The organism is Azospirillum sp. TSH20 (genome assembly GCF_003115935.1).
Classification (GTDB): Bacteria; Pseudomonadota; Alphaproteobacteria; order Azospirillales; family Azospirillaceae; genus Azospirillum.
This window is the reverse complement of the sequence record NZ_LGQU01000147.1, coordinates 34123-53460: the sequence shown is the minus strand read 5'-3', so window position 1 is coordinate 53460 and position 19338 is coordinate 34123. Positions and strand designations below refer to the sequence as shown.

The window sequence follows — 19338 nt, the reverse complement described above, 5'->3', positions numbered from 1 at the left end:
GTCGAGCGCGGCGGTCGTTCCCTTCCACCCGGCAGACTGGCCGGCCCCCCCCACCCATCCCCCACCCATCCGGACCACCCCGTCCGGTTCGTCCGGGGTGCCGCGCTTGTGTGCCGATTCGGCCAATGGGGACGCGCCGGGGGTATAGCCGAAAGAGCACTCGGCCTAGGCCGCGCGTCCGGGGCAAGAAGGGTGGTCTATGACCCCTGTTTGGAGGCCCGCTTGCTTCGTGACGCCCGCCATGTCCTGAACGGCACGCACATCGACTGCGATCTGTGCGTGATCGGTGGCGGTGCCGCCGGCCTGACCATCGCGCGCGAACTGGCGGGCGGCAGCTTGAGCGTCGTCCTGCTGGAAGGCGGTGGGCTGGAGGTCGACGGCATCTCCCAGGCGCTGTACGCCGGCCGCAACGTCGGCCTGCCCTACGAACGGCTGACCACCGCGCGCAGCCGCTATCTGGGCGGCAGCACCAATTGCTGGGGCGGCTTTTCCCGTCCGCTGGAGCCGGGCGATTTCGCCGAGCGCCCCTGGATGCCCGGCAGCGGCTGGCCGATCCCGCGCGACACGCTGATGCCCTATTACGAGCGCTCCCACGACGTGCTCGGCCTCGGTCCCTTCCAGTACGACAACGATTTCTGGATGGAGCGGGTCGGCGGGCCGAAAACGGCGCTGATCCCGCTGGAAAACGACGGCAATGGCGGCAGCGATTTCGAGAACCGCGTCGCCCAGCTCAGCCCGCCGATCCGCATGGGCGAGGCCTATCGCGCCGAGATCGGGCGGGCGGCCAACATCACCGCCTTCCTCAACGCCAACGTCACCGGGCTGGACACCAACCCGACCGCCACCGCGGTGGAACGGGTGCAGGTCCGCACGCTGGCCGGCCCCAGCTTCACCGTCGGCGCCCGGCTGTTCGTGCTGGGCTGCGGCGGGATCGAGAATGCGCGCATCCTGCTGCTGTCCAACAAGGTGCAGGCTGCGGGGCTGGGCAACGGCAACGATCTGGTCGGCCGCTATTTCGCCGACCACCCGCGCTTCAAGACCTCGCCGATCCGCCTGACCCGGCAGGGGCAGCACCGCACGCTCTACGACGTCAGCCTGTGCCTCGCCCGGCGGCGGCTGCGCCGGCCCCATCCGTCGATCGCGCTGGCGCTGTCGCCGACGGCGGAGCTTCAGGAACGGCACGGGCTGCCCAACTCGCGCACATATCTCGTCGCCTCCTACCATTCCGGGGCGCTGGACGCCTTCAAGGCGATGCGCGACCTGCGGCTCCTGCCCTCGCGCCACAGCTGCCGCCGCTTCGGCGTGTCGGAGGACGAGGCGGCGAGCCTGCTTCGCAATGCCGGCCCGCGCATCCTGCGCAGCCTGCCGCAGCTGACCCATGCGCTGTTCGACAGCACCATCGACCCCGGCTGGCTGTCTCGCCGCTTCACCCTGGAAACGGTGCTGGAGCCGGTGCCCAACCCCGACAGCCGGGTGACGCTGGACCACGCCACCGACCCGTTCGGTTGCAACCTGCCGCGGGTGGACTGGCGCCTGACCGATCAGGACCGCCGGGGCGCCACCGAGACCCAGCGCCTGCTGCGCGAGGACCTGCTGCACCGCGGCCTGATCACCGTGGAGGACGGGGGCGAGGCGTCGGCCGAGGCGACGATGGCCGATGTCGGCTGGTGCTGGCACCATATGGGCACCACCCGCATGCATGAATCGCCGCGCCACGGCGTGGTCGATCCGGACGGCCGGGTCCATGGCGTCGGCAATCTCTATGTCGCCGGCAGCTCCGTCTTCCCGACCATGGGGGCGGACCATCCGACCATGACCATCGTCGCGCTCGCCCTGCGGATGACCGACCGCATCCTCGCCCTGCTGCAGGACGAACGCAGCAGTCCGCCCGCTCCCGCGGTCGCCGCCTCGCTTTGAGCGGGGCGGCGGCATCCTATATTCCTCTCCTTCGCGGAGAGGATTTCACCATGGATCTGTTCGACGATGTCCCGGCCCCACGTCCGGAGGGGTTGCCGCTGCCGGACGGTCCGCTGCCGGACATCGTGGCGCCGGGTTTGGACTGCCTGTTCGTCGGCTTCAATCCCGGTTTGCGGTCGGGGGCGCTCGGCCATCATTACGCCGGGCGCGGCAATCAGTTCTGGCGCCTGCTGGCCGAGGCCGGCCTGACCCCGCGCCTCTACCGGCCGGAGGAGGACGTGACCCTGCCGGCCATCGGGCTCGGCTCCACCAACCTCGTCGCCCGCGCCACCGCCAGCGCCGCAGAGCTGTCGCGGGCGGAACTGCGCGGCGGGGTGCCCCGGCTGGCGCGGATCGTCGCCTTCGTCCGGCCGCGGGTGCTGGCCTATACCGGCAAGGGCGTCTATCTGGCGGCGACCGGCCTGCCCGACGCCCCCTGGGGCGTGCAGGACTGCGGCCTGTTCGACGGCGTTGCCGACGTGGTGGTGCCCTCCCCCAGCGGCCTCGCCCGCCTGCCCTTCGAGGAAAAGCTGCGCTGGTTCCGCGAGGTGCGGGCCGAGATCGGGCGGCGGCGTCCCGGCTCCTTTGCAATTCCTGGCTAGGCGGTAGAGATAACGATCCGGACGGGGAATGCCGGCAGGCGGTGGGGGAACGCGGGTGGCAATCCCCCTGCCCTGGCGGTTCGCCGGGAAAGGCTGGGGGCATCGGCACCGCCTTGAGCGATGCTGTGCCCCGCATGACCGCCATACACCGCCACAGCACCCGCCACGACCCACTGCCCGCGCCGGAGACCGACATGGTCGCCCGGCAGCTACGCCGCCGTCATTGGGCAGTGCTGGCGCTGGCCGTCCTGCTGCTGGCCGGAGTGCTGCGCGCCGCCTTCTACCTCACGGCGCTGACGCCTACCCTGACGGCGACCGGCACGGCGACCGCAGTAACGGACCCCTGGGGACCGCAACTTCCCCGGCCGTCTATTCCGGTCGTCCAATCCTTGCGGCTCGCCCGGCTTCTGCGCATCGAGCCTCCGCGCAAAAAAGAACCGGCGGAGACATCCGTCCCCACCGGTCCGATGCAGGTCGATCCCGCGGTGAGGCTGCTGGTGGACCAGGGGTGGCCCCGCCGCCGGGCGGTAGCGATTCCCGCCACCGCCCGGACTGCCAGCATAGGGGCGGTCAGCATCGCACCGCCCCCGCAACTGACCTCGGCCCAATCGGTCCCCGCCCAATTGACGGCGGAGACCAAGTCGGCCTCACCCTAGCCGCCCCTACTCAGCTGACGATGCCGCCACGGCTGAAGGGCAGCGTCTGCAGCGGCTGTCCGGTCACCGAGAAGACGGCGTTCGCCACCGCCGGCGCCACGGTCGGGACGCCGGGTTCGCCGGCGCCGGTCGGCCGTTCGTGCGACGGCACGATGTGGACCTCCACCACCGGCATGTCCGACATCCGCATCGGCAGATAGCTGTCGAAGTTGGCCTGATCCACCTTGCCGTCGGTCATGGTGATCTCGTCGCGCAGCGCATGGCCGATGCCCCAGCCGGCACCGCCCTCCATCTGCGCCTTGACGATGTCGGGGTTGACGACCTCGCCGCAATCGACGGCGACGACGACGCGGTCGACCTTGATCTGCCCCTTGGCGTCGACCGACACGTCGGCGACATGGGCGACATAGGTGTTGAAGCTTTCATGCACGGCGACGCCGCGGCCCTTGCCCTGCGGCAGCGGCTGTCCCCAGCCGGCCTTCTCCGCCGCCAGCTTCAGCACGCCGGCCAGACGCGGATGGTCCTTCAGCATCTCCATGCGGAAGGCCACCGGGTCCTTGCCGGCCGCCTTGGCGAGGCGGTCGATCATCACCTCCTTGGCATAAGCCGTGTGGGTGTGCCCGACCGAACGCCACCACAGCGTCGTGACCGGCGAGGCGACGGTGTGCGCGTCGACCGCGAGGTTCGCCACCGGATAGGCCATGTCCGAGGCGCCCTCGACCATCGTCGCATCGACGCCGTTCTTGACCATCACCGCCTCGAACGGCGTGCCGGCCATGAAGCTCTGGCCGACGATGCGCTGCTTCCAGCCGACCAGATCGCCCTTGGCATCGACCGCCGCCGTGACCCGGTGCAGGACCAGCGGACGGTAACGGCCACCCTTGATGTCGTCCTCCCGCGTCCAGACCAGATGCACCGGAGCCTTGGGATAGGCCTTGGCGATGGTGACCGCCTCGGCGATGTAGTCGGCGCTGGGGGTGGCGCGCCGGCCGAAGCTGCCGCCGGCCCACTGGGTCTCGATCTTCACCTGCTCCGGCTTGCAGCCCAGGATGTGGGCGGCGACCATCTGCTCGACCGTCTGGAACTGCGACCCGGCCCAGATGGTGCAGCCACCCTCCGGGTCCAGCGCCACCACGGCGTTCAGCGGCTCCATCGGCGCATGGGCGAGGTAGGGGAAGACGAACTCGCCTTCCACTACATGGCCGCCCTTGGCCTTGGCGTCGGCGATCGCCTTCTCCGCATCGCCCTTGGCGGCGGCGACGTCACCCGGCTTCTCCGCCGCCTTGCGGTAGTCGGCCAGCATCGCGTCGGTGCCGCGCGTCTCGGCCTTGGCGTCGTCCCAGGCGACCGTCAGCGCCTCGCGGCCCTTGATGGCGGCCCAGGTGTTCTTGGCGATCACCGCGACGCCGACCGGCAGGGTCAGCACCTCGATGACGCCCGGCACCTTGCGGGCGGCGGCGTCATCGACGCTCTTCACCGTACCGCCGAAGCGCGGGCTGCGGGCCAGCACCGCCGTCACCTGACCGGGACGGCGGATGTCCATGGCGAAGATGGCGGTGCCGTTGGTCTTGCTGACATGGTCCAGACGATGCAGGTCCGGATTGCCGATCAGCACATAGTCCTTCTGGTCCTTCAGCTTGACCTGCTGCGGCACCGGCAGCTTCGCCGCCTCTTCCGCCAGTTCGCCGAAGGTCAGGCTGCGGTTGCTGGCGGCATGGCGGACCACGCCCTTCGACACCGTCACCTCGCCGGCCGGCACGTTCCAGCGCGCGGCTGCGGCGGCGACCAGCATGGCGCGGGCGGCGGCGCCGGCCATGCGCAGCTCGTCCCAGCTGTTGGCGACGGCGGTGGAGCCGCCGGTGCCCTGCACGCCGAAGAAGTGGTTGGCATACAGCTTCTGGTTGGCCGGAGCGAAGGCGCCGCGCACCTGGGACCAGTCGGCGTCAAGCTCCTCCGCCGCGATGGTGGCGAGGCCGGTGACGATGCCCTGGCCCTTGTCCAGATGCTTGGCCAGCACGGTGACCGTGTTGTCCGGCGCGACGATGATGAAGGCGTGCGGGCGCGGGTCGGCGGGCCCGACGATCTTCGGCGCGGCTTCGGCGGCCAGCGCCGGCATGGGCAGATGCGCGCCGATGACCAGCGCGCCGGCCCCGACGCCGATGGCCTTCAGGAAGCCGCGGCGCGAGGGGGCCGGCAGCGGACCGGGAGCGAAACCGGACTCCGGAAACCCATGCTCGGCGGCGTGACGGATCAGATGATGCAGCATGGATCAGGCCCTCATCGTCTGGGCGGCATCCTTGATCGCCGCGCGGATGCGGACATAGGTGGCGCAGCGGCAGACATTGCCGTCCATCGCCGAGTCGATGTCCTGGTCGGTGGGGTTCTGGTTGTCGGTCAGCAGCGCGATGGCGCTCATGATCTGGCCCGACTGGCAATAGCCGCACTGGACGACGTCCAGCTTCTGCCATGCCGCCTGGACGGCCTGGGCGGCCTTGCCCTTCACGCCCTCGATGGTGGTGATCTTGCTGTCCGGCGTCAGCATGCTGACGGGGGTCTGGCAGGCGCGGGTCGGCGTGCCGTCGACATGGACGGTGCAGGCGCCGCACTGGGCGATGCCGCAACCGAACTTGGTGCCGGTCATGTTCAGCTCGTCCCGCAGAACCCACAGGAGCGGCATGTCCTCCGGAACGTCGACCTGACGCTCCTCGCCGTTGACGTTGATGCGAACCATGGCTCTTGCCTCTTTCTCCCTGAACGGAACCGCCGGCTTTTTGGGGGCGACGACAGGTCCGCTGCCCGGCTATGGGCGTTGGCTAGGAATTGAAAGTTTTTTGATTGTCGGCTGCTGGGTCAGCTCTGCCTCGACAGAATACACCGTCCAGTGCACAATGAAGTAGGTGGCTTTGGTTCATATCGTCATGAAGGCAATTCATAACCCTGCGCTCGACCTCAACCTCATCAAGGTGTTCGACGCGCTCTTGGAGACCCGCAACGTCTCCCGCGCCGCCGACGCGCTGGGTGTCAGCCAGTCGGCGGTCAGCCACGCGCTGGCCCGGCTGCGCACGCTGGTCGGCGACCCGCTGTTCGTGCGCACCGGCAACCGGATGGAGCCGACGCCGCGCGCCCAGCGTCTGGCCGAACCGCTGCGCGACCTGCTGGTGGGGGCCGCCCGCGCCCTGTCGGCGGAGGAGGATTTCGATCCCCAGCGGGAGGAGCGGAACTTCACCATCTCCACCTCCGATTCGATGCAGGCGGTGCTGCTGACCGGCATCCTGCGCGATGCGGTGGAGGGCAACCAGCGCGTCACGGTCTCGCTGCTCAGCCTCGATCCCGACGCCATGCTGAACGCGCTGGACGACGGCACGCTGGACCTCGCCATCGGCTATCTGCCGGAGCTGCGGCGCTGGCACGACCGGCAGGTGCTGTACCGGGAAACCCATGTCTGCCTGTTCAACCCGGCGCTCGTGCCCGTCACCCCGCCGATCGGGCTGGAGGATTACACCCGCTATCCGCACCTGATGCCGTCGTTGCGCGGCGGCCTGACCAGCTTCATCGACGACGAACTGGCGGCGCTGGGCACAAGGCGGCGCGTCGCCGCATCCACCACCCAGTTCCTGGCGATCCCGATGATCCTGACCCAGGCGCCGATGCTGACCTCGCTGCCCGCCCGGCTGGCCCAGTTGTGCGCCGATGCGCTGGGGCTCGCCACCAGCCCGCTGCCCTTCGACGTCGGCGACTACGAGGTGTCGATGATCTGGCACCGCCGCAACACCGGCTCCCCCTCCCACGGCTGGCTGCGGCAACGGATGGCCGAGGAAGCGGCGAAGCTCTGACATGAAAAGGGCGCCCACATCGGGGCGCCCCTCCTTTGCCGTCCTGTCCGCCGTCCCTCAATCCGCCGTAATCGACCGGATCTCGTCCTGGCTGAAGCGCTGCTGCTCCTCCATCACCATCTGGGACAGCTCGCGCTTCAGGCGGTTGAACTCCGGGGCGGAGCCGTCGCGGGGACGCGGCATGTCGACCAGCACGTCGCGCTTTATGGTGCCCGGCCGGTAGGTCATCACGATGATGCGGTCGGCCAGATAGATGCTCTCCTCAATGGAGTGGGTGACGAACAGGATGGTCTTGCCGACCTCCTCCCAGATGCGCAGCAACTCGTCCTGAAGGGTGCGGCGGGTCAGGGCGTCGAGCGCGCCGAACGGCTCGTCCATCAGCAGGATCGGGCTGTCGAGCGCCAGTACGCGGGCGATGGCGACGCGCTGGCGCATGCCGCCCGACAGATCCTTGGGGAAGCGGTTGCGGAAGTCCTGCAGGTGCAGCTTCTGCAGCAGCCACTCCACCCGCTCCGCGATCTCGGCCTTGGACATCCCCTTGATCTCCAGGCCGAAGGCGACGTTCTGCGCCACCGTCATCCAGGGAAACAGGGCATATTCCTGGAACACCATGCCGCGGTCGGGACCGGGTTCGGTGATGGTGCGGCCATCGACGGTGACGGTGCCCTTCGTCGGCGGCTGGAACCCGGCCACCGCGTTCAGCAGCGTGGACTTGCCGCAGCCCGACGGCCCCAGCAGGCAGACGAACTCGCCCTTGCGGATGTCGAGATCGATGTTCTGCAGGGCGACGATCTTCTGCGCACCGACGGAGAAGGTCTTCTCCACCCCGCGCACCTGGATCTGCACGGGCGCGGCGTCGGGAACGGGCGTGGTGTCGGCAACGGTCTTCAGCATGGACATCATCTCCAGTCCCTCCCCATCAATTCTCAAGCCCGCGGTGCCAGCGCAGAAGGTGGTTGTTCAGGCGGTTCATGCCGATGTCGATGGCGAGACCCAGCAGGCCGATGGTGAACATCCCGGCGATGATCTTGTCGGACCACATGAACTCGCGCGCTTCCAGGATGCGGAAGCCGAGGCCGGAGTTGACGGCGATCATCTCCGACACGATGACGACGATGAAGGCGGTGCCGATGCCGATCCGGGCGCCGGCCAGGATATAGGGGGTGGCGGCCGGCAGGATGACGCGGACGAACATGGTCAGCCGGCCGGCGCCCAGATTGCGGGCGGCGCGCAGATAGATGCCGTCGACATGGCGCACCCCGGCGATGGTGTTCATCAGCACCGGGAAGAAGGCGCCGATGGCGATCAGAAAGATTGCCGGCGGGTTGCCCAGCCCGAACCACAGGATCGACAGCGGGATGTAGGCGATGGGCGGGATCGGCCGCAGCACCTGCATCAGCGGATCGAACAGCGCGTAGATGCGCGGGTTGGCGCCCATGGCGAGACCCAGCGGAAGGGCCAGCCCGGCGCCGACGGCGAAGCCCAGCACCACGCGGTACAGGCTGGACCAGGCGTCGAACAGCATCTCGCCCGACAGCGCCCACAGGATCCAGCTGGATTGCGCCGGATCATAGGGCTCGGTCGGCAGCAGATAGGCCCACCAGCGCTCCACCACCGCGACGGGCGACGGCAGAACCACTTGATTGATCAGGCCGGAACTGGACAGGGCCTGCCACAGCGCGATGGCGAGGACCGGAACCAGGGCGCCGCGCGCGACGGCGGCGGGCGAGAAACGGGGCTTGGCTTGGGACATCGGGCGTCCTCCTTCCGCTGGGTGTGGCTCAGTTCGCCTTCACGGTGCCGGCATCAGCCGCCTTGGTGGTGGCCTTCGCCTTCTCCAGCAGGTCCAGCTTCACCCAATCCTCGGCCTTCGGCGGGGTGTCCATGCGGCCGACGCCGAACTTCTGCATCATGTCGGTCGTGACCTGCACGTGATGGACCGAGATGTCGTAGCTATAGGGCGAGTTGCCGATGGCGTCCTTGAAGTCCTGGCTGCTCAGCTGACCCTTGAACATCTTCTCGCGGACATAGGTCTCGGCCAGATCGGGGTTGGCGATGAAGGTCGCCGTCGCCTCGACGAAGCAGCGGACCAGCCGCTGGGCGACGTCCGGCTTCTTCTTGTAGAAATCCTCGGTGACCACCAGCGACCGCACCGGCTCGCCCAGCTCGGTGTCGTAGGGCTTCACCACCTCGACGCCGAAGCCCTTGTTGATGGCTTGGCTCGACTGCGGTTCGGACTGCGACATGGCGTCGATGCTGCCGGCCAGCAGGGCCTGATTCATGTCGGCGTAGGCCATGTAGACGATCTGCACGTCCTTGCCCGGACGGTCGGACCAGCTCAGCCCATGCTTCGACAGCTCGGCCAGCAGGATCAGCTCCTGGGCGCCGCCGCGCGGGGTAGCGACCTTCTTGCCCTTCAGGTCGGCGATGCTCTTGATGCCGGCGTCCGGTTTGGCGACGATGCGGGCGCCACCCTTGGCGAAGCCGGCCACCGCATAGATCGGCACGCCGGACGCGCGGCCGGCGATGGCGGCGTCGACGGCGCTGGCGGCGACGTCGATCTCGCCCGCCACGATGGCCGGCAGGATGTCGATGCCCTTGGCGAAGACCCGCTCCTCGATCTTCAGGTCGTACTTGCCGGCGATCTCCTTCATGTAGGAAACCGCGCCGTAATGGGCGAATTTCAGGTTGCCGAGTCGGACCAGATCGGCGGCCGAGGCGGCCTGGGTGGCGAGCGCGGCAGCGGCGAAGGCGGTGGCGGCAAGCAGGGTCTTCCTGAGCATCTGGTCTCTCCCATGGGGCTTGGTCCGCGACCCGTCGCCGCGGTTGACCAGGAAGAGAGCAAGCGGCGTGCCATAATCAGTTCGCTGCGCAAACAGTTGAAAAGCCTGGACCCGGCCTTTCCGGTCACAGCTTCTTTCGGCGGAAATCCGCCGTCGCGGCTCCAGCAGTCGGCGGATTTCCGCCGATGGCAGGGCTGCGGCAGGTCGCCGCGCCAGGTGGAAGCCCGCCTTGCCGCATACGACAAGTCATCGCAGCGCAACGAAAAAACGTGTAGAAGATGCTGCATCTGCGAACCAACGCACGCGCTCAACGATAGGGACAAGAAACATGGCCGAGAGCATGGGAATCGAGACCATCGGCGTCATCGGCGCCGGACAGATGGGTAACGGCATCGCCCAGGTCTGCGCCGTCGCCGGCCTGACGGTGGTGATGACCGACATCTCCGAAGCAGCGGTGCAGCGCGGCCTGTCGACCGTTGCCGGCAGCCTGGACCGTCTGGTCAAGAAGGAGAAGATGACCGCCGCCGACCGCGAAGCGGCCCTGGCGCGCATCACCGCCACCACCGACAAGTCGAAGCTGGCTGCTTGCGATCTGGTGATCGAGGCCGCGACCGAGAACGAGGACCTGAAGGTCAAGATCCTGAAGGATCTCTGCGCGACCCTGAAGCCGGAGGCGCTGGTCGCCACCAACACCTCGTCGATCTCCATCACCAAGCTGGCGACGGCCACCGACCGTCCGGACCGCTTCATCGGCCTGCACTTCTTCAACCCGGTGCCGCTGATGGCGCTGTTGGAGATCATCCGCGGCATCCAGACCAGCGACGACACCCACGCCAAGGCGATGGCCTTCGCCAAGCGCGTCGGCAAGTCGCCGATCACCGCGAAGAACAGCCCCGGCTTCGCCGTCAACCGCATCCTCTGCCCGATGATCAACGAGGCGATCTTCGCGCTGCAGGAAGGCATCGCCACGGCCGAGGACATCGACGCCGGCATGAAGGCCGGCTGCAACCACCCGATCGGCCCGTTGGCGCTCGCCGATCTGATCGGTCTGGACACCATGCTGTCGGTGATGGAGGTCTTCTATGAAGGCTTCAACGATCCGAAGTACCGCCCGGCCCCGCTGCTGAAGGAGATGGTCGACGCCGGCTTCCTCGGCCGCAAGACCGGCCGCGGCTTCTACGACTACAGCAAGTGAGCTAAGGGGGTGGGGGAAGTTAGACCCCCACCCTAACCCTCCCCCGCTCTCAGCGGACCTACGGTCCGCCTGTCGCGTCAGCACAAAGCGAAGCTTTGTGCGAGAGCTTCGCAGGGGAGGGGACTGCCGCCACTGTTCCGCTCAAGCGCCTGCCCCCTCCCCCGCCCAGCGGGGGAGGGTTGGGGTGGGGGCACGCCCGCGCTCCATCGCCGCGACCAGTTCGCGCTCCAGCGTCTCGGCCCGGTGCGCCGCCGTGTGCGCGGCCAGGATGCGCCGACGCGCCTGCTCGCCGATCTCGCCCTCCGCCGCCGGGCGGCGCAGCACCTCCAGCACCTCGCCGGCGCTTTCGGCCAGGATGATCTCCCGCCCCGGCTCCAGCAGCGTGTCGATGCCGTCCCAGATGTCGGAGATGATCGGCGTGGCGCAGGCTGCCGCTTCGAACAGGCGGACGCTGGGGCTGTAGCCGGCGCGGATCATGTCCTCGCGCGTCACGTTCAGCGTGAAGCGGCTCGCCGCGTAGAAGGCCGGGTGGTCGGCCGGCGGCACATGGTGCAGCCGCTCCACATTCGCGGGCCAGACGATGTCGTCGGGATACTGCGGCCCGGCCACGACGAAGCGCAGCTCCGGCGCCCGGCGTGCCGGCTCCAGCAGCAGGCGGTCCAGCGTCGGCTGGCGGTCGATGCTGTAGGTGCCGAGATAGCTGAGGTCCCAACGCTTGGACACCGGCATCGGCGCATAGGCCTCCGCATCCACCGAGCAATAAAGCGCCCGCGCCGCCGGCGAGCCGTACCGCTCCATCAGCCGGTCGAGCGTCGGCCCGCCGGTGAAGGAGAAATACACATCAAAGCCGGGGATGACCTCCGGGGCGAGATACTCGTAGTCGCCGCGCTCCAGCTTCGCCAGCGTCACCGGCGTGTCGATGTCGTAGAAGGCCACCACGCCCCGCGCCGTCTCCTGCGCCCAGCGTCCGACCGCGACACCTTCCGGCACGTAAGATCCCACCAGCACCGCATCCGCCCCGGCGACCGCAGCGGTGAAGCGCTTCAGATCCTCAAGGTCGGTGTAGAAGGCCAGTTCGCACCAGCCCGGATTCGGCAGGTCGCGGTTGTCGGCGTACCAGGGAACGTCCCGCTCCAGGAACAGGATCTCGTGCCCGCGCGCCGCGAAGGATTTCAGCAGCGCGCGGAAGGTGGTGGCGTGGCCGTTGCCCCAGGAGGAGGACAGGCTGAGCCCCAAAACGACCAGCTTCATGCCGCGCTCCGTTCCCGGCGGGCGGCCAGCGCGCCGCGCAACAGCTGGTCCACCTCGACCGCCCGGCGGGCATAGGTGTGGCCGGCCAGGATGCGGCGCCGCGCCGCCTCGCCGATGGCGCGGGAGCGTTCCGGCGTCAGGGCGCGCAGATGCTCGGTCACGTCCTGCCCGTCGCGGGCGACCAGCACCTCCTCATCCGGGGCCAGGAACAGTTCCACCCCCTCCCAGGCGTCGGTGATCAGGCAGGCACCGGCGCCGGCCGCCTCGAACACGCGGGTGGCGGGGGAGAAGCCGACCTCCGCCATGCTGTCGCGTGCGATGTTCAGCACCGCCTTGGCCGAGGTGTTGAAGGCGTTGTGGTCGGCGGTGCCGACATGGCCGATGTGGGTGACGTTGGCCGGCAGCCCCTTGGTCTCCCAGCCGCTGCCGCCGATGATGTAGCGGGCGTCATGATTGCGCGCCGCCGGCTCCAGGAAGAAGCGTTCCACCCGCGCCTCGCGGTCGGGCAGCCGGTTGCCGAGGAAGTTCAGGTCGGCGCGGAAGCGGTCCTGCGGCGGCACCGGATGGTGGGTCGACGGGTCCAGTGCGTTGTAGACCGGCCGGCAGACCGGCGCCCCCATCGCCTCATAGGCCGTCACCACCGGCGGCCCGCCGCCATAGGTCAGCACGAAGTCCAGCTCCGGCAGGCGGCGGCGCAGCACATGGTCGGGCGCCTGCCGCAGCTCCGCCAGCGTCGCCGGGGCGTCCACGTCCCAATAGATGCGCAGCGCCTGCGGGTTGGCGGCATCCATCACGCCGTCCAGCAGTTCGTCGTCGAAGACGCCGACGCCATTCGCCTTCACCACCACGTCGGCCTTCACCGCTTCGGCGATCACCGCACGGCAGGCCTCGGGCGTGGCGTCATAGACGACGACCTTGGCGTAGTCCGGCGGCTCGATGTCGCGGTGCTTCTGGCGGTCGAAGGCGTCCGGCTCGTAAAAGGTGATGTCCCAGCCATGCTTGGCCAGTTCGCTCAGCATGCCGCGGTAATAGGTGGCCGCGCCGTTCCAGTATGAGGACAGCAGGCTGGACCCGTAAAAGGCCATCTTCATCGGGCGGACTCCTCAAGGACCGGTTCTTTTTCATTGCCGCGCAGGCTGCCGACGATGGTCAGCAGCTCATCGACGCGGTGGGCGCAGGTGTGGCGGGCGCGGATCGTCTCCAGCCCGTTGCGGATCAGCTCGGCGCGCAGCCCCTCGTCCCGGTCGATGGCACGCAGGTGGGCGGCCAGCTCCTCGCCGTAGCGGGCGAACAGGAAATCGCGGCCGGGGCGGAACAGCCCTTCCGAATCGCTCCACGGCGCGCTGACCAAGGGGATGCCGCAGGCCAGCGCCTCGAACACGCGGATGGTCGGGATGCCCGGCAGCATGTCGACATAGAAGCGGCGCGGCACATGGACGGTGACGCGGTGGCGGGCGAAGATCTCCGGCGCCCGCGCGTTCGGCAGCCAGCCCTTGTAGGCGATGCCGTAGCGCTTCAGCGTTGCCAGCGCGGCGGCCGGATAGCGCACGCCGTAGATCTCCAGCGGCAACCCGGCGTCCCTGGCCGGCGCGAAGAGGAAGCGTTCAAGCTCCTCCGTCCGCTCGCCGTCGCCCCAATTGCCGATCCACACCGCGCCGCTGCGCGGCCCTTCTTCGGCCGGCGGGTGGAACAGCCGGATGTCGGCGGCTTCGTGCCAGACGAAGACGCGGCCTTCCCAGCCCCAGCGGCGGTAGACCGCCGCCAGTGTCTCGCCGAAGGCCAGCACGCCGTCATAGCCGGACAGGTCGAAGGCGTTGATCGCCTTGGGATCGCTGACCGCGCGGTGATGGGTGTCGTGGAACAGCAGGGTGAAGCGCCCGCCGCGCTTGCGCGCTTCGCCGACGGCCGCGACCAGGGCCGGGTCGTTCCATTCATGGACGATCACCAGATCGGCGCCGTCGCAAGCCGCCTCCACGTCGAAGCCCTTCGGCATGGTGCGCGAGGACAGCTCCGGATACAGCGTGCGATAGGCGTCCAGCCCCGCCTCGCCATGGTCGGCAAGCAGGTTCTGCAGGCTCCAGGCCCCTTCCGGTTCCAGCACCTGCACGTCATGGCCGCGGGCGATCAGGTCGCGCAGGACACCGCGCAGGAAATGGGCGTTGCCGTGGTTCCAGCAGGAGGCCAGCGAATGGGTGAAATAGACGATCCTCACGCGATCACCTCCGAACGCACGGGATGCGTCACCGACCGATAGACGTCGAGCATCCCGGCGGTGAGCCGGTCCATGTCATAGCGGGCGGAGCGGCGGCGGGCGGCGGTGCCGAGCCGCCGGGCCTCCAGCGGGTCGTCGAGCAGCCGGCGCAGGGTCGCGGCCAGCGCCTTGGCATCGCCCGGATCGGTGAAGATGGCGGCGCCGTCCCATAATTCGCGGAAGCTGGCGATGTCCGACAGCACCAGCGCGCAGCCGGCCTGCGCCGCCTCCAGCACCGTCAGCCCGAACGGCTCGTAGAGCGGCAGGGAGGCGAAGACCGGCGCCCGTGCCATCCATCCGGCGACCGACGCGCCGTCCAGCCGCCCCAGCGCCCGCGCGTGCTCCAGCCCCACCCGATGCCCGGTCGGGCTTTCCAGCGGCCCGGCGGCGAAGACCGGCACATCCAGCAGCTTCGCCGCCGCGTCCAGCAGCGCGACGTTCTTGCCGCAATCCCACAGCCGCCCGGCGGTGAAGACGAAGCGTTCCCGCCCCATCGCGGCCCGCCGCGGTCCGGCCTTGCGGGCATAGCGCCCGTTGCGCACCACCACCGGCGCCGCCACGCCATACAAGGCGGCGGTCGCTTCGGCAAAGGCGGCACTGGGCGCCACCAGCACGTCGCAGGCCTGATAGCCGCGGCGCAGCAGCTCCGTCCGCCAGCGGAAATCCTCCGGCATCCCGCCGCCGCGCACCGCCACCCACCAGCTCGCCATGCAGGAATGGCAGACGCCGACGACCGGCATGGTGAAGCCGGCGTCGGCGGCCAGCGCCGGACTGTTCAGATGCACCACGTCGGGACCGAGCCGCGCGGCCAGATCGCCCAGCGCCTCCGCCGTGCGGCGCACGGCCGCCTCGTCGGGAGCGGTCCAGTCCAGGGCCAAGCCGGTGTCGATCAGTTCCAGCCCGTCCACCGCCGCGGCGGCGGCGATCTGGTCGGGGTGGGGCGACGGCCCCAGCACCGCCAGCGTCACCCGCGTCCCCTGCCCTGCCAGTTCACGCGCCAGATCCAGCGCATAGGTCCACACCCCGCCGACACTGTCGGCCGTCATCAGCACGTATGGGGGTTCTGCAGGCAGCGGTTTCTTCTGGGCACCAGTCAGCGGCAGGAGCATGCCGCCTCCAGTTCCGTCAGCGGCAAGGGCTCGTCCTCCTGGATGTCGCTCAGGTGTTCGAACTGGCCAAGGTAATGCTCGTGTGCCCGCTCCCACGCCCGGTCGTCCGGCTCGCCCCACAGGCGGCGGTAGTCCGGCGAGGCCGGATAGGGGTAGAGCGGCACCGGGTCGTTGGCCCACACCCCGGCGGCAAGCAGCTTCTCCCGCCAGGTCCTGACCATGTCGGCGTCGTCGCCGGCCACGGCGATCAAATTGGCCTGGACGAAGGGCACGCTGCGCCGGGCATGGATCAGCCGGTCGGCCAGATCGTCGGTGCTCATCCGGCATTTCTTGTCGAGCGAGGCGCGGCCTTCCTCGGTCAGGCTTTCCACCCCGGCCTCGATCGACACGCAGCCGGCCGCGCCCAGGAGGTCGAGCATGTCCGGCTTCCACAGATCGATGCGCGTCTGCACGCCGAACTGGATCGGCCGCTCCACCAGCGCTTCCAACAGGTCGCGCCGGGGCAGGAAGATCTCGTCGATGAAATAGACGTAGCGGACGCCGGCCGCGATCAGCCCGTCGATCTCCTCCAGGATGAGGACGGTGTCGCGCCGCCGGTACTGGTCGCGGAAATCGATCTTGGCGCAGAAGCTGCAGTTGTAGGGGCAGCCGCGCGACGCCTCCACCTCCGCCCCCGGCCCGACCGGCTCGGTGCCATAGCGGTGGTGGTGGTGCGGATGGCGCTGCAGCCACTCCGCCGGCCAGGATAGCGCCGGCAGATCGGTGAAGCGCGCCGCGTGCGGCCCGCCGGTCACCACCAGATCGCCGTCGCGGCGGAAGGCCAGCGCTGGTATGTCGTCCAGCGCCCCGCCGTCAGCCAGTTTGGCGACGATCTCCTCGCACTCCCCGCGCACCACCAGATCGACGCCGAGCTTGCTCAGCGTCGGAGCCGGGGTGGTGGAGCCGTGCGGCCCAACCGCGACGGTCCGCCCGCCCCGGCCGTCGAGCGCCGCCAGGAACTCGCGCGGCACCCGCAGCTCCGGCTGGGCGCAGCGCCAGAACAGGTAGGTCGGCGCCGTGGTCAGCACGGTCATGGTGGGGGCGAAGGCGGCGACCCGCTCCGCCATCTCCGCGTTCGACAGGCCGTCCAGCGCGCCGTCGAGCATCAGCACCTCGTGCCCGCCCTGCTCCAGCAGCGCTTTGCTGTATCCCAGCTCCAGCGGCAGATGCGCTTCGCGGCATCCGAAATAGATGCTGTGGTCGAAGCTCCAGGCCGGGTTGACCAGCGCGACCCTCATCAGGCCGCCTCCACCGACGGGGTGGCTTCGGGCAGGCCGCTCTTCTCCGCCCGCAGCCATTCGGCCAGCAGAGCCACGCCGCGCTTCCACTCCGTCGGCGCGGCCAGTCCCAGCGCGTCGCGCACCGCGCGGGTGTCCGACACGTAATAGCGCTGGTCGCCCGCTCGCCAGTCGCCGTAGCTGACCTCCACCTTGCGGCCCATCAGATATTCGATGTGCGCGATCAACTGGCGCAGGCTGATGGCGTTGGCCGCCCCGCCGCCCAGGTTGAAGGCGCGGCCCTTCACCTGCTCGATCCGCTCCCAGGCGGAGACATAGGCCTGCACCGTGTCGGCGGCGAACAGCACGTCGCGCACCTGCCGGCCGTCGCCGTAGATGGTGATCGGCTCGCCGTTCAGGGCGCGGATCAGGAAATGGGCGACCCAGCCCTGATCCTCCGTTCCCATCTGGCGCGGGCCGTAGATGCAGCTCATCCGCAGCACGGCGGTCGGCAGGTCGAAGCTGCGGGCGTAATCCAGCACATACTGGTCCGCCGCCCCTTTCGAGCAGCCATAGGGCGTGTGGAAGTCGAGCGGACGCGCCTCCGACACGCCATGCGCGCGGATCGCCGGATCCACCGGCGCATAGGCGTCGTTCACCAGTTCCAGGGGCACGTCGGCGAGGTCGCCATAGACCTTGTTGGTGCTGGCGAAGATCACCGGCGTGCGCCTGCCGGTTCGGCGAACCGCCTCCAGCAGGGAGAGCGTGCCGCGGATGTTCACCTCGAAATCATCGACCGGGTCGACCATGCTGGTGGTCACCGCGACCTGGGCGGCCAGATGGAACACCGCCTTGGCGTCCTTCGCGGCATCGGACAGCGCCTGTTCGTCGCGCAGGTCGGCGGTGACGGCGCTGATGCGCGACGGGTGGCGGGCCTTCAGCCAGCGCAGGTTCCGCTCCACCCCCGGACGGCGCAGCGCGTCGAAGATCAGCACGTCATGCCCGTCCGACGCCAGCCGGTCGGCAAGGTTCGATCCGATGAAACCGGCACCGCCGGTGATCAGAACCGGGTTCTTGGTTGCGCTCATGCCACCAGACCCCGCTCTTCCAGTTCGCGGCGGGCGTCGGCGACGCGGTCCTGCGCCTCCTGCCGGGCGACCCACTCGGCCAGTTCGGCCAGCCCTTCGGAGAAATCCTCCTTCCGGTCATAGCCCAGCACGGTGCGCGCCTTGGTCAGATCGGGAATGTTGTGGCGGATGTCGCCGGCGCGCGCCTTGCCGGTGATGTCCGGCGCCAGGTCCGGCCGGCCCATCGAGGCGGCCTGCATCAGCGCCACCTCCTCCACCGTGCGCTCCTCGCCGGAGCCGATGTTGAAGACCTCGCCGTTGGCCGCCGGGTTGTCCAGCGCCAGCAGGAAGGCGCGGGCGACGTCGCGGACATGCACGAAGTCGCGGCGCTGCTGCCCATCCTCGAAGATCATCGGGCGCTGGCGATTGGCGATGCGGGAGGCGAAGATCGCCAGCACACCGGTGTAGGGGTTCGACAGCGCCTGCCCCGGCCCATAGGCGTTCCACAGCCGTAGCGCCGATCCCTCCATCCCATACTGCGCGGTCAGCGTCAGGGTCAGCCGTTCCTGCACGTACTTGCCGATGGCATAAACCGACTTCAGCGCCGGGCGCTTGCTTTCCGGGGTGCGCACCGGCACCAGCGGCCGGCCCTGCTGGTCCAGCGGATCCCAGGTCCCATCCGGATTGCGGGCGCCGCGGACGACGTCCTCCATCAGCGTGCCGTCGGCGGTGCGGTACAGCCCCTCGCCATAGATGCTCATCGACGAAGCGACGACCACCCGGCGCACCGGCTTATCGATCAGGCGCTGGAACAGCACGGCGGTGCCATAGTCGTTCACCGAGGTGTAGCGGTCGACCGCATACATGCTCTGGCCGACGCCGACCTCCGCGGCGAGGTGGATCACCGAATCGACGCCTTCCAGCGCCTGGGCCACCATCGCCTCGTCGCGCACGTCGCCGACCAGCAGCTCCACGTCGGGGTCCAGTTCATCGGGGCGCTGCTGCGTCGGGTGCACCTGTTCGATCAGGCTGTCCAGAACCCGGACACGGTCGCCGCGGGCAAGCAGGGCCTTGGCGACGTGGCGGCCGATGAAGCCGGCTCCGCCAGTGACGAGAACGGTCTCTCCCACAAGTCCCTCCGAGGAATTTCAAACATTCTTGACGTTGACGTGCGGAAACAAGGGGCAGGGCCTGCGGACATCGACACCGCGAGCCCCCCGCTCGTCCCCGCAAGTTGCCCAGGGCACCCTGTGCGGTTTTATTTCAGGACCGGCTCGCAACTCATTGTCGGAGTCACGTCGGCCGTACTGTCGACGTTAACACCGGCGTGAAAAATTGCGCACCTCGTCCAAAAGGCTTGCTACCAACGACCGATCTTC

Annotated in this window: 17 protein-coding genes; 5 read left to right on the top strand and 12 right to left on the bottom strand. The window is 69.0% G+C overall.

Annotated features, from left to right (window positions below; translation table 11 throughout):
• The first annotated feature begins 222 nt into the window (after positions 1-222).
• The 3 genes from TSH20_RS31550 (at position 223) to TSH20_RS31540 (ending at position 3214) form a co-directional block, all read left to right on the top strand.
• Positions 223-1917, top strand: coding sequence for a GMC family oxidoreductase (locus TSH20_RS31550; RefSeq protein ID WP_109155673.1), 1695 nt, complete (start codon positions 223-225; stop codon positions 1915-1917).
• 50 nt (positions 1918-1967) lie between these two features.
• Positions 1968-2558 (top strand): mismatch-specific DNA-glycosylase, encoded by a 591-nt coding sequence (locus TSH20_RS31545; protein WP_109155667.1) that lies wholly within the window; start codon positions 1968-1970, stop codon positions 2556-2558.
• Positions 2559-2692: 134 nt separating this feature from the next.
• On the top strand, positions 2693-3214 hold the full coding sequence (locus TSH20_RS31540; RefSeq protein ID WP_199231863.1) for a hypothetical protein: 522 nt from the start codon (positions 2693-2695) through the stop codon (positions 3212-3214).
• Between the two features lie 10 nt (positions 3215-3224).
• Here TSH20_RS31540 and TSH20_RS31535 read toward each other — a convergent pair whose 3' ends face one another.
• On the bottom strand, positions 3225-5480 hold the full coding sequence (locus TSH20_RS31535; protein WP_199231862.1) for a xanthine dehydrogenase family protein molybdopterin-binding subunit: 2256 nt from the start codon (positions 5478-5480) through the stop codon (positions 3225-3227).
• 3 nt (positions 5481-5483) lie between these two features.
• Positions 5484-5945: a (2Fe-2S)-binding protein gene (locus TSH20_RS31530; protein ID WP_109155666.1), complete on the bottom strand. Its 462-nt coding sequence runs from the start codon at positions 5943-5945 to the stop codon at positions 5484-5486.
• A 187-nt stretch (positions 5946-6132) separates the two neighbouring features.
• Here TSH20_RS31530 and TSH20_RS31525 point away from each other — a divergent pair, with 187 nt between their 5' ends.
• Complete coding sequence (locus TSH20_RS31525; RefSeq protein WP_109155665.1) at positions 6133-7047, top strand: LysR family transcriptional regulator; 915 nt, start codon at positions 6133-6135, stop codon at positions 7045-7047.
• A 57-nt stretch (positions 7048-7104) separates the two neighbouring features.
• Here the strand turns inward: TSH20_RS31525 and TSH20_RS31520 are convergent, their stop codons facing one another.
• The 3 genes from TSH20_RS31520 to TSH20_RS31510 are packed head-to-tail and all read right to left on the bottom strand — an operon-like array spanning position 7105 to position 9830.
• Positions 7105-7941: an ABC transporter ATP-binding protein gene (locus TSH20_RS31520; protein WP_109155671.1), complete on the bottom strand. Its 837-nt coding sequence runs from the start codon at positions 7939-7941 to the stop codon at positions 7105-7107.
• 25 nt (positions 7942-7966) lie between these two features.
• Entirely contained in the window at positions 7967-8800 is an 834-nt protein-coding gene (locus tag TSH20_RS31515) for an ABC transporter permease (RefSeq protein ID WP_109155664.1), read from the bottom strand.
• 28 nt (positions 8801-8828) lie between these two features.
• The gene (locus TSH20_RS31510; RefSeq protein WP_109155663.1) at positions 8829-9830 is read right to left on the bottom strand and encodes an ABC transporter substrate-binding protein; all 1002 of its coding nucleotides are present in this window, start codon (positions 9828-9830) and stop codon (positions 8829-8831) included.
• 328 nt (positions 9831-10158) lie between these two features.
• Here TSH20_RS31510 and TSH20_RS31505 point away from each other — a divergent pair, with 328 nt between their 5' ends.
• Positions 10159-11025, top strand: coding sequence for a 3-hydroxybutyryl-CoA dehydrogenase (locus TSH20_RS31505; RefSeq protein WP_199230878.1), 867 nt, complete (start codon positions 10159-10161; stop codon positions 11023-11025).
• Between the two features lie 141 nt (positions 11026-11166).
• Here TSH20_RS31505 and TSH20_RS31500 read toward each other — a convergent pair whose 3' ends face one another.
• From TSH20_RS31500 to TSH20_RS31470, 7 genes are read right to left on the bottom strand one after another with little or no spacing between them, the layout of a single operon-like run.
• Positions 11167-12276: a glycosyltransferase gene (locus tag TSH20_RS31500; protein WP_109155662.1), complete on the bottom strand. Its 1110-nt coding sequence runs from the start codon at positions 12274-12276 to the stop codon at positions 11167-11169.
• A complete protein-coding gene (locus TSH20_RS31495; RefSeq protein ID WP_109155661.1) occupies positions 12273-13367 on the bottom strand; it encodes a glycosyltransferase in 1095 nt (364 codons plus the stop codon). The genes TSH20_RS31500 and TSH20_RS31495 overlap by 4 nt, the downstream gene beginning before the upstream one ends.
• Entirely contained in the window at positions 13364-14488 is a 1125-nt protein-coding gene (locus TSH20_RS31490; protein ID WP_109155660.1) for a glycosyltransferase, read from the bottom strand. Before TSH20_RS31490 ends, TSH20_RS31495 begins: the two co-directional genes overlap by 4 nt.
• Positions 14485-15636: a glycosyltransferase family 4 protein gene (locus tag TSH20_RS31485; protein ID WP_109155659.1), complete on the bottom strand. Its 1152-nt coding sequence runs from the start codon at positions 15634-15636 to the stop codon at positions 14485-14487. Before TSH20_RS31485 ends, TSH20_RS31490 begins: the two co-directional genes overlap by 4 nt.
• Positions 15621-16913: a TIGR04295 family B12-binding domain-containing radical SAM protein gene (locus TSH20_RS31480; protein ID WP_109155658.1), complete on the bottom strand. Its 1293-nt coding sequence runs from the start codon at positions 16911-16913 to the stop codon at positions 15621-15623. The genes TSH20_RS31485 and TSH20_RS31480 overlap by 16 nt, the downstream gene beginning before the upstream one ends.
• Entirely contained in the window at positions 16913-17980 is a 1068-nt protein-coding gene (locus TSH20_RS31475) for an SDR family NAD(P)-dependent oxidoreductase (protein ID WP_109155657.1), read from the bottom strand. Before TSH20_RS31475 ends, TSH20_RS31480 begins: the two co-directional genes overlap by 1 nt.
• Complete coding sequence (locus tag TSH20_RS31470) at positions 17977-19089, bottom strand: SDR family NAD(P)-dependent oxidoreductase (protein WP_109155656.1); 1113 nt, start codon at positions 19087-19089, stop codon at positions 17977-17979. Before TSH20_RS31470 ends, TSH20_RS31475 begins: the two co-directional genes overlap by 4 nt.
• Between the last annotated feature and the right edge of the window lie 249 nt (positions 19090-19338).

Excerpts from the sequence above, each read along its gene's own strand:
- TSH20_RS31525 (WP_109155665.1), top strand. The coding sequence starts at position 6,133 with ATGAAGGCAATTCATAACCCTGCGCTCGACCTCAACCTCATCAAGGTG.
- TSH20_RS31545 (WP_109155667.1), top strand. The coding sequence starts at position 1,968 with ATGGATCTGTTCGACGATGTCCCGGCCCCACGTCCGGAGGGGTTGCCG.
- TSH20_RS31480 (WP_109155658.1), bottom strand. The coding sequence starts at position 16,913 with ATGAGGGTCGCGCTGGTCAACCCGGCCTGGAGCTTCGACCACAGCATC.
- TSH20_RS31520 (WP_109155671.1), bottom strand. The coding sequence starts at position 7,941 with ATGCTGAAGACCGTTGCCGACACCACGCCCGTTCCCGACGCCGCGCCC.
- TSH20_RS31475 (WP_109155657.1), bottom strand. The coding sequence starts at position 17,980 with ATGAGCGCAACCAAGAACCCGGTTCTGATCACCGGCGGTGCCGGTTTC.
- TSH20_RS31535 (WP_199231862.1), bottom strand. The coding sequence starts at position 5,480 with ATGCTGCATCATCTGATCCGTCACGCCGCCGAGCATGGGTTTCCGGAG.
- TSH20_RS31485 (WP_109155659.1), bottom strand. The coding sequence starts at position 15,636 with ATGCTCCTGCCGCTGACTGGTGCCCAGAAGAAACCGCTGCCTGCAGAA.
- TSH20_RS31515 (WP_109155664.1), bottom strand. The coding sequence starts at position 8,800 with ATGTCCCAAGCCAAGCCCCGTTTCTCGCCCGCCGCCGTCGCGCGCGGC.
- TSH20_RS31495 (WP_109155661.1), bottom strand. The coding sequence starts at position 13,367 with ATGAAGATGGCCTTTTACGGGTCCAGCCTGCTGTCCTCATACTGGAAC.
- TSH20_RS31500 (WP_109155662.1), bottom strand. The coding sequence starts at position 12,276 with ATGAAGCTGGTCGTTTTGGGGCTCAGCCTGTCCTCCTCCTGGGGCAAC.
- TSH20_RS31510 (WP_109155663.1), bottom strand. The coding sequence starts at position 9,830 with ATGCTCAGGAAGACCCTGCTTGCCGCCACCGCCTTCGCCGCTGCCGCG.
- TSH20_RS31530 (WP_109155666.1), bottom strand. The coding sequence starts at position 5,945 with ATGGTTCGCATCAACGTCAACGGCGAGGAGCGTCAGGTCGACGTTCCG.
- TSH20_RS31540 (WP_199231863.1), top strand. The coding sequence starts at position 2,693 with ATGACCGCCATACACCGCCACAGCACCCGCCACGACCCACTGCCCGCG.
- TSH20_RS31505 (WP_199230878.1), top strand. The coding sequence starts at position 10,159 with ATGGCCGAGAGCATGGGAATCGAGACCATCGGCGTCATCGGCGCCGGA.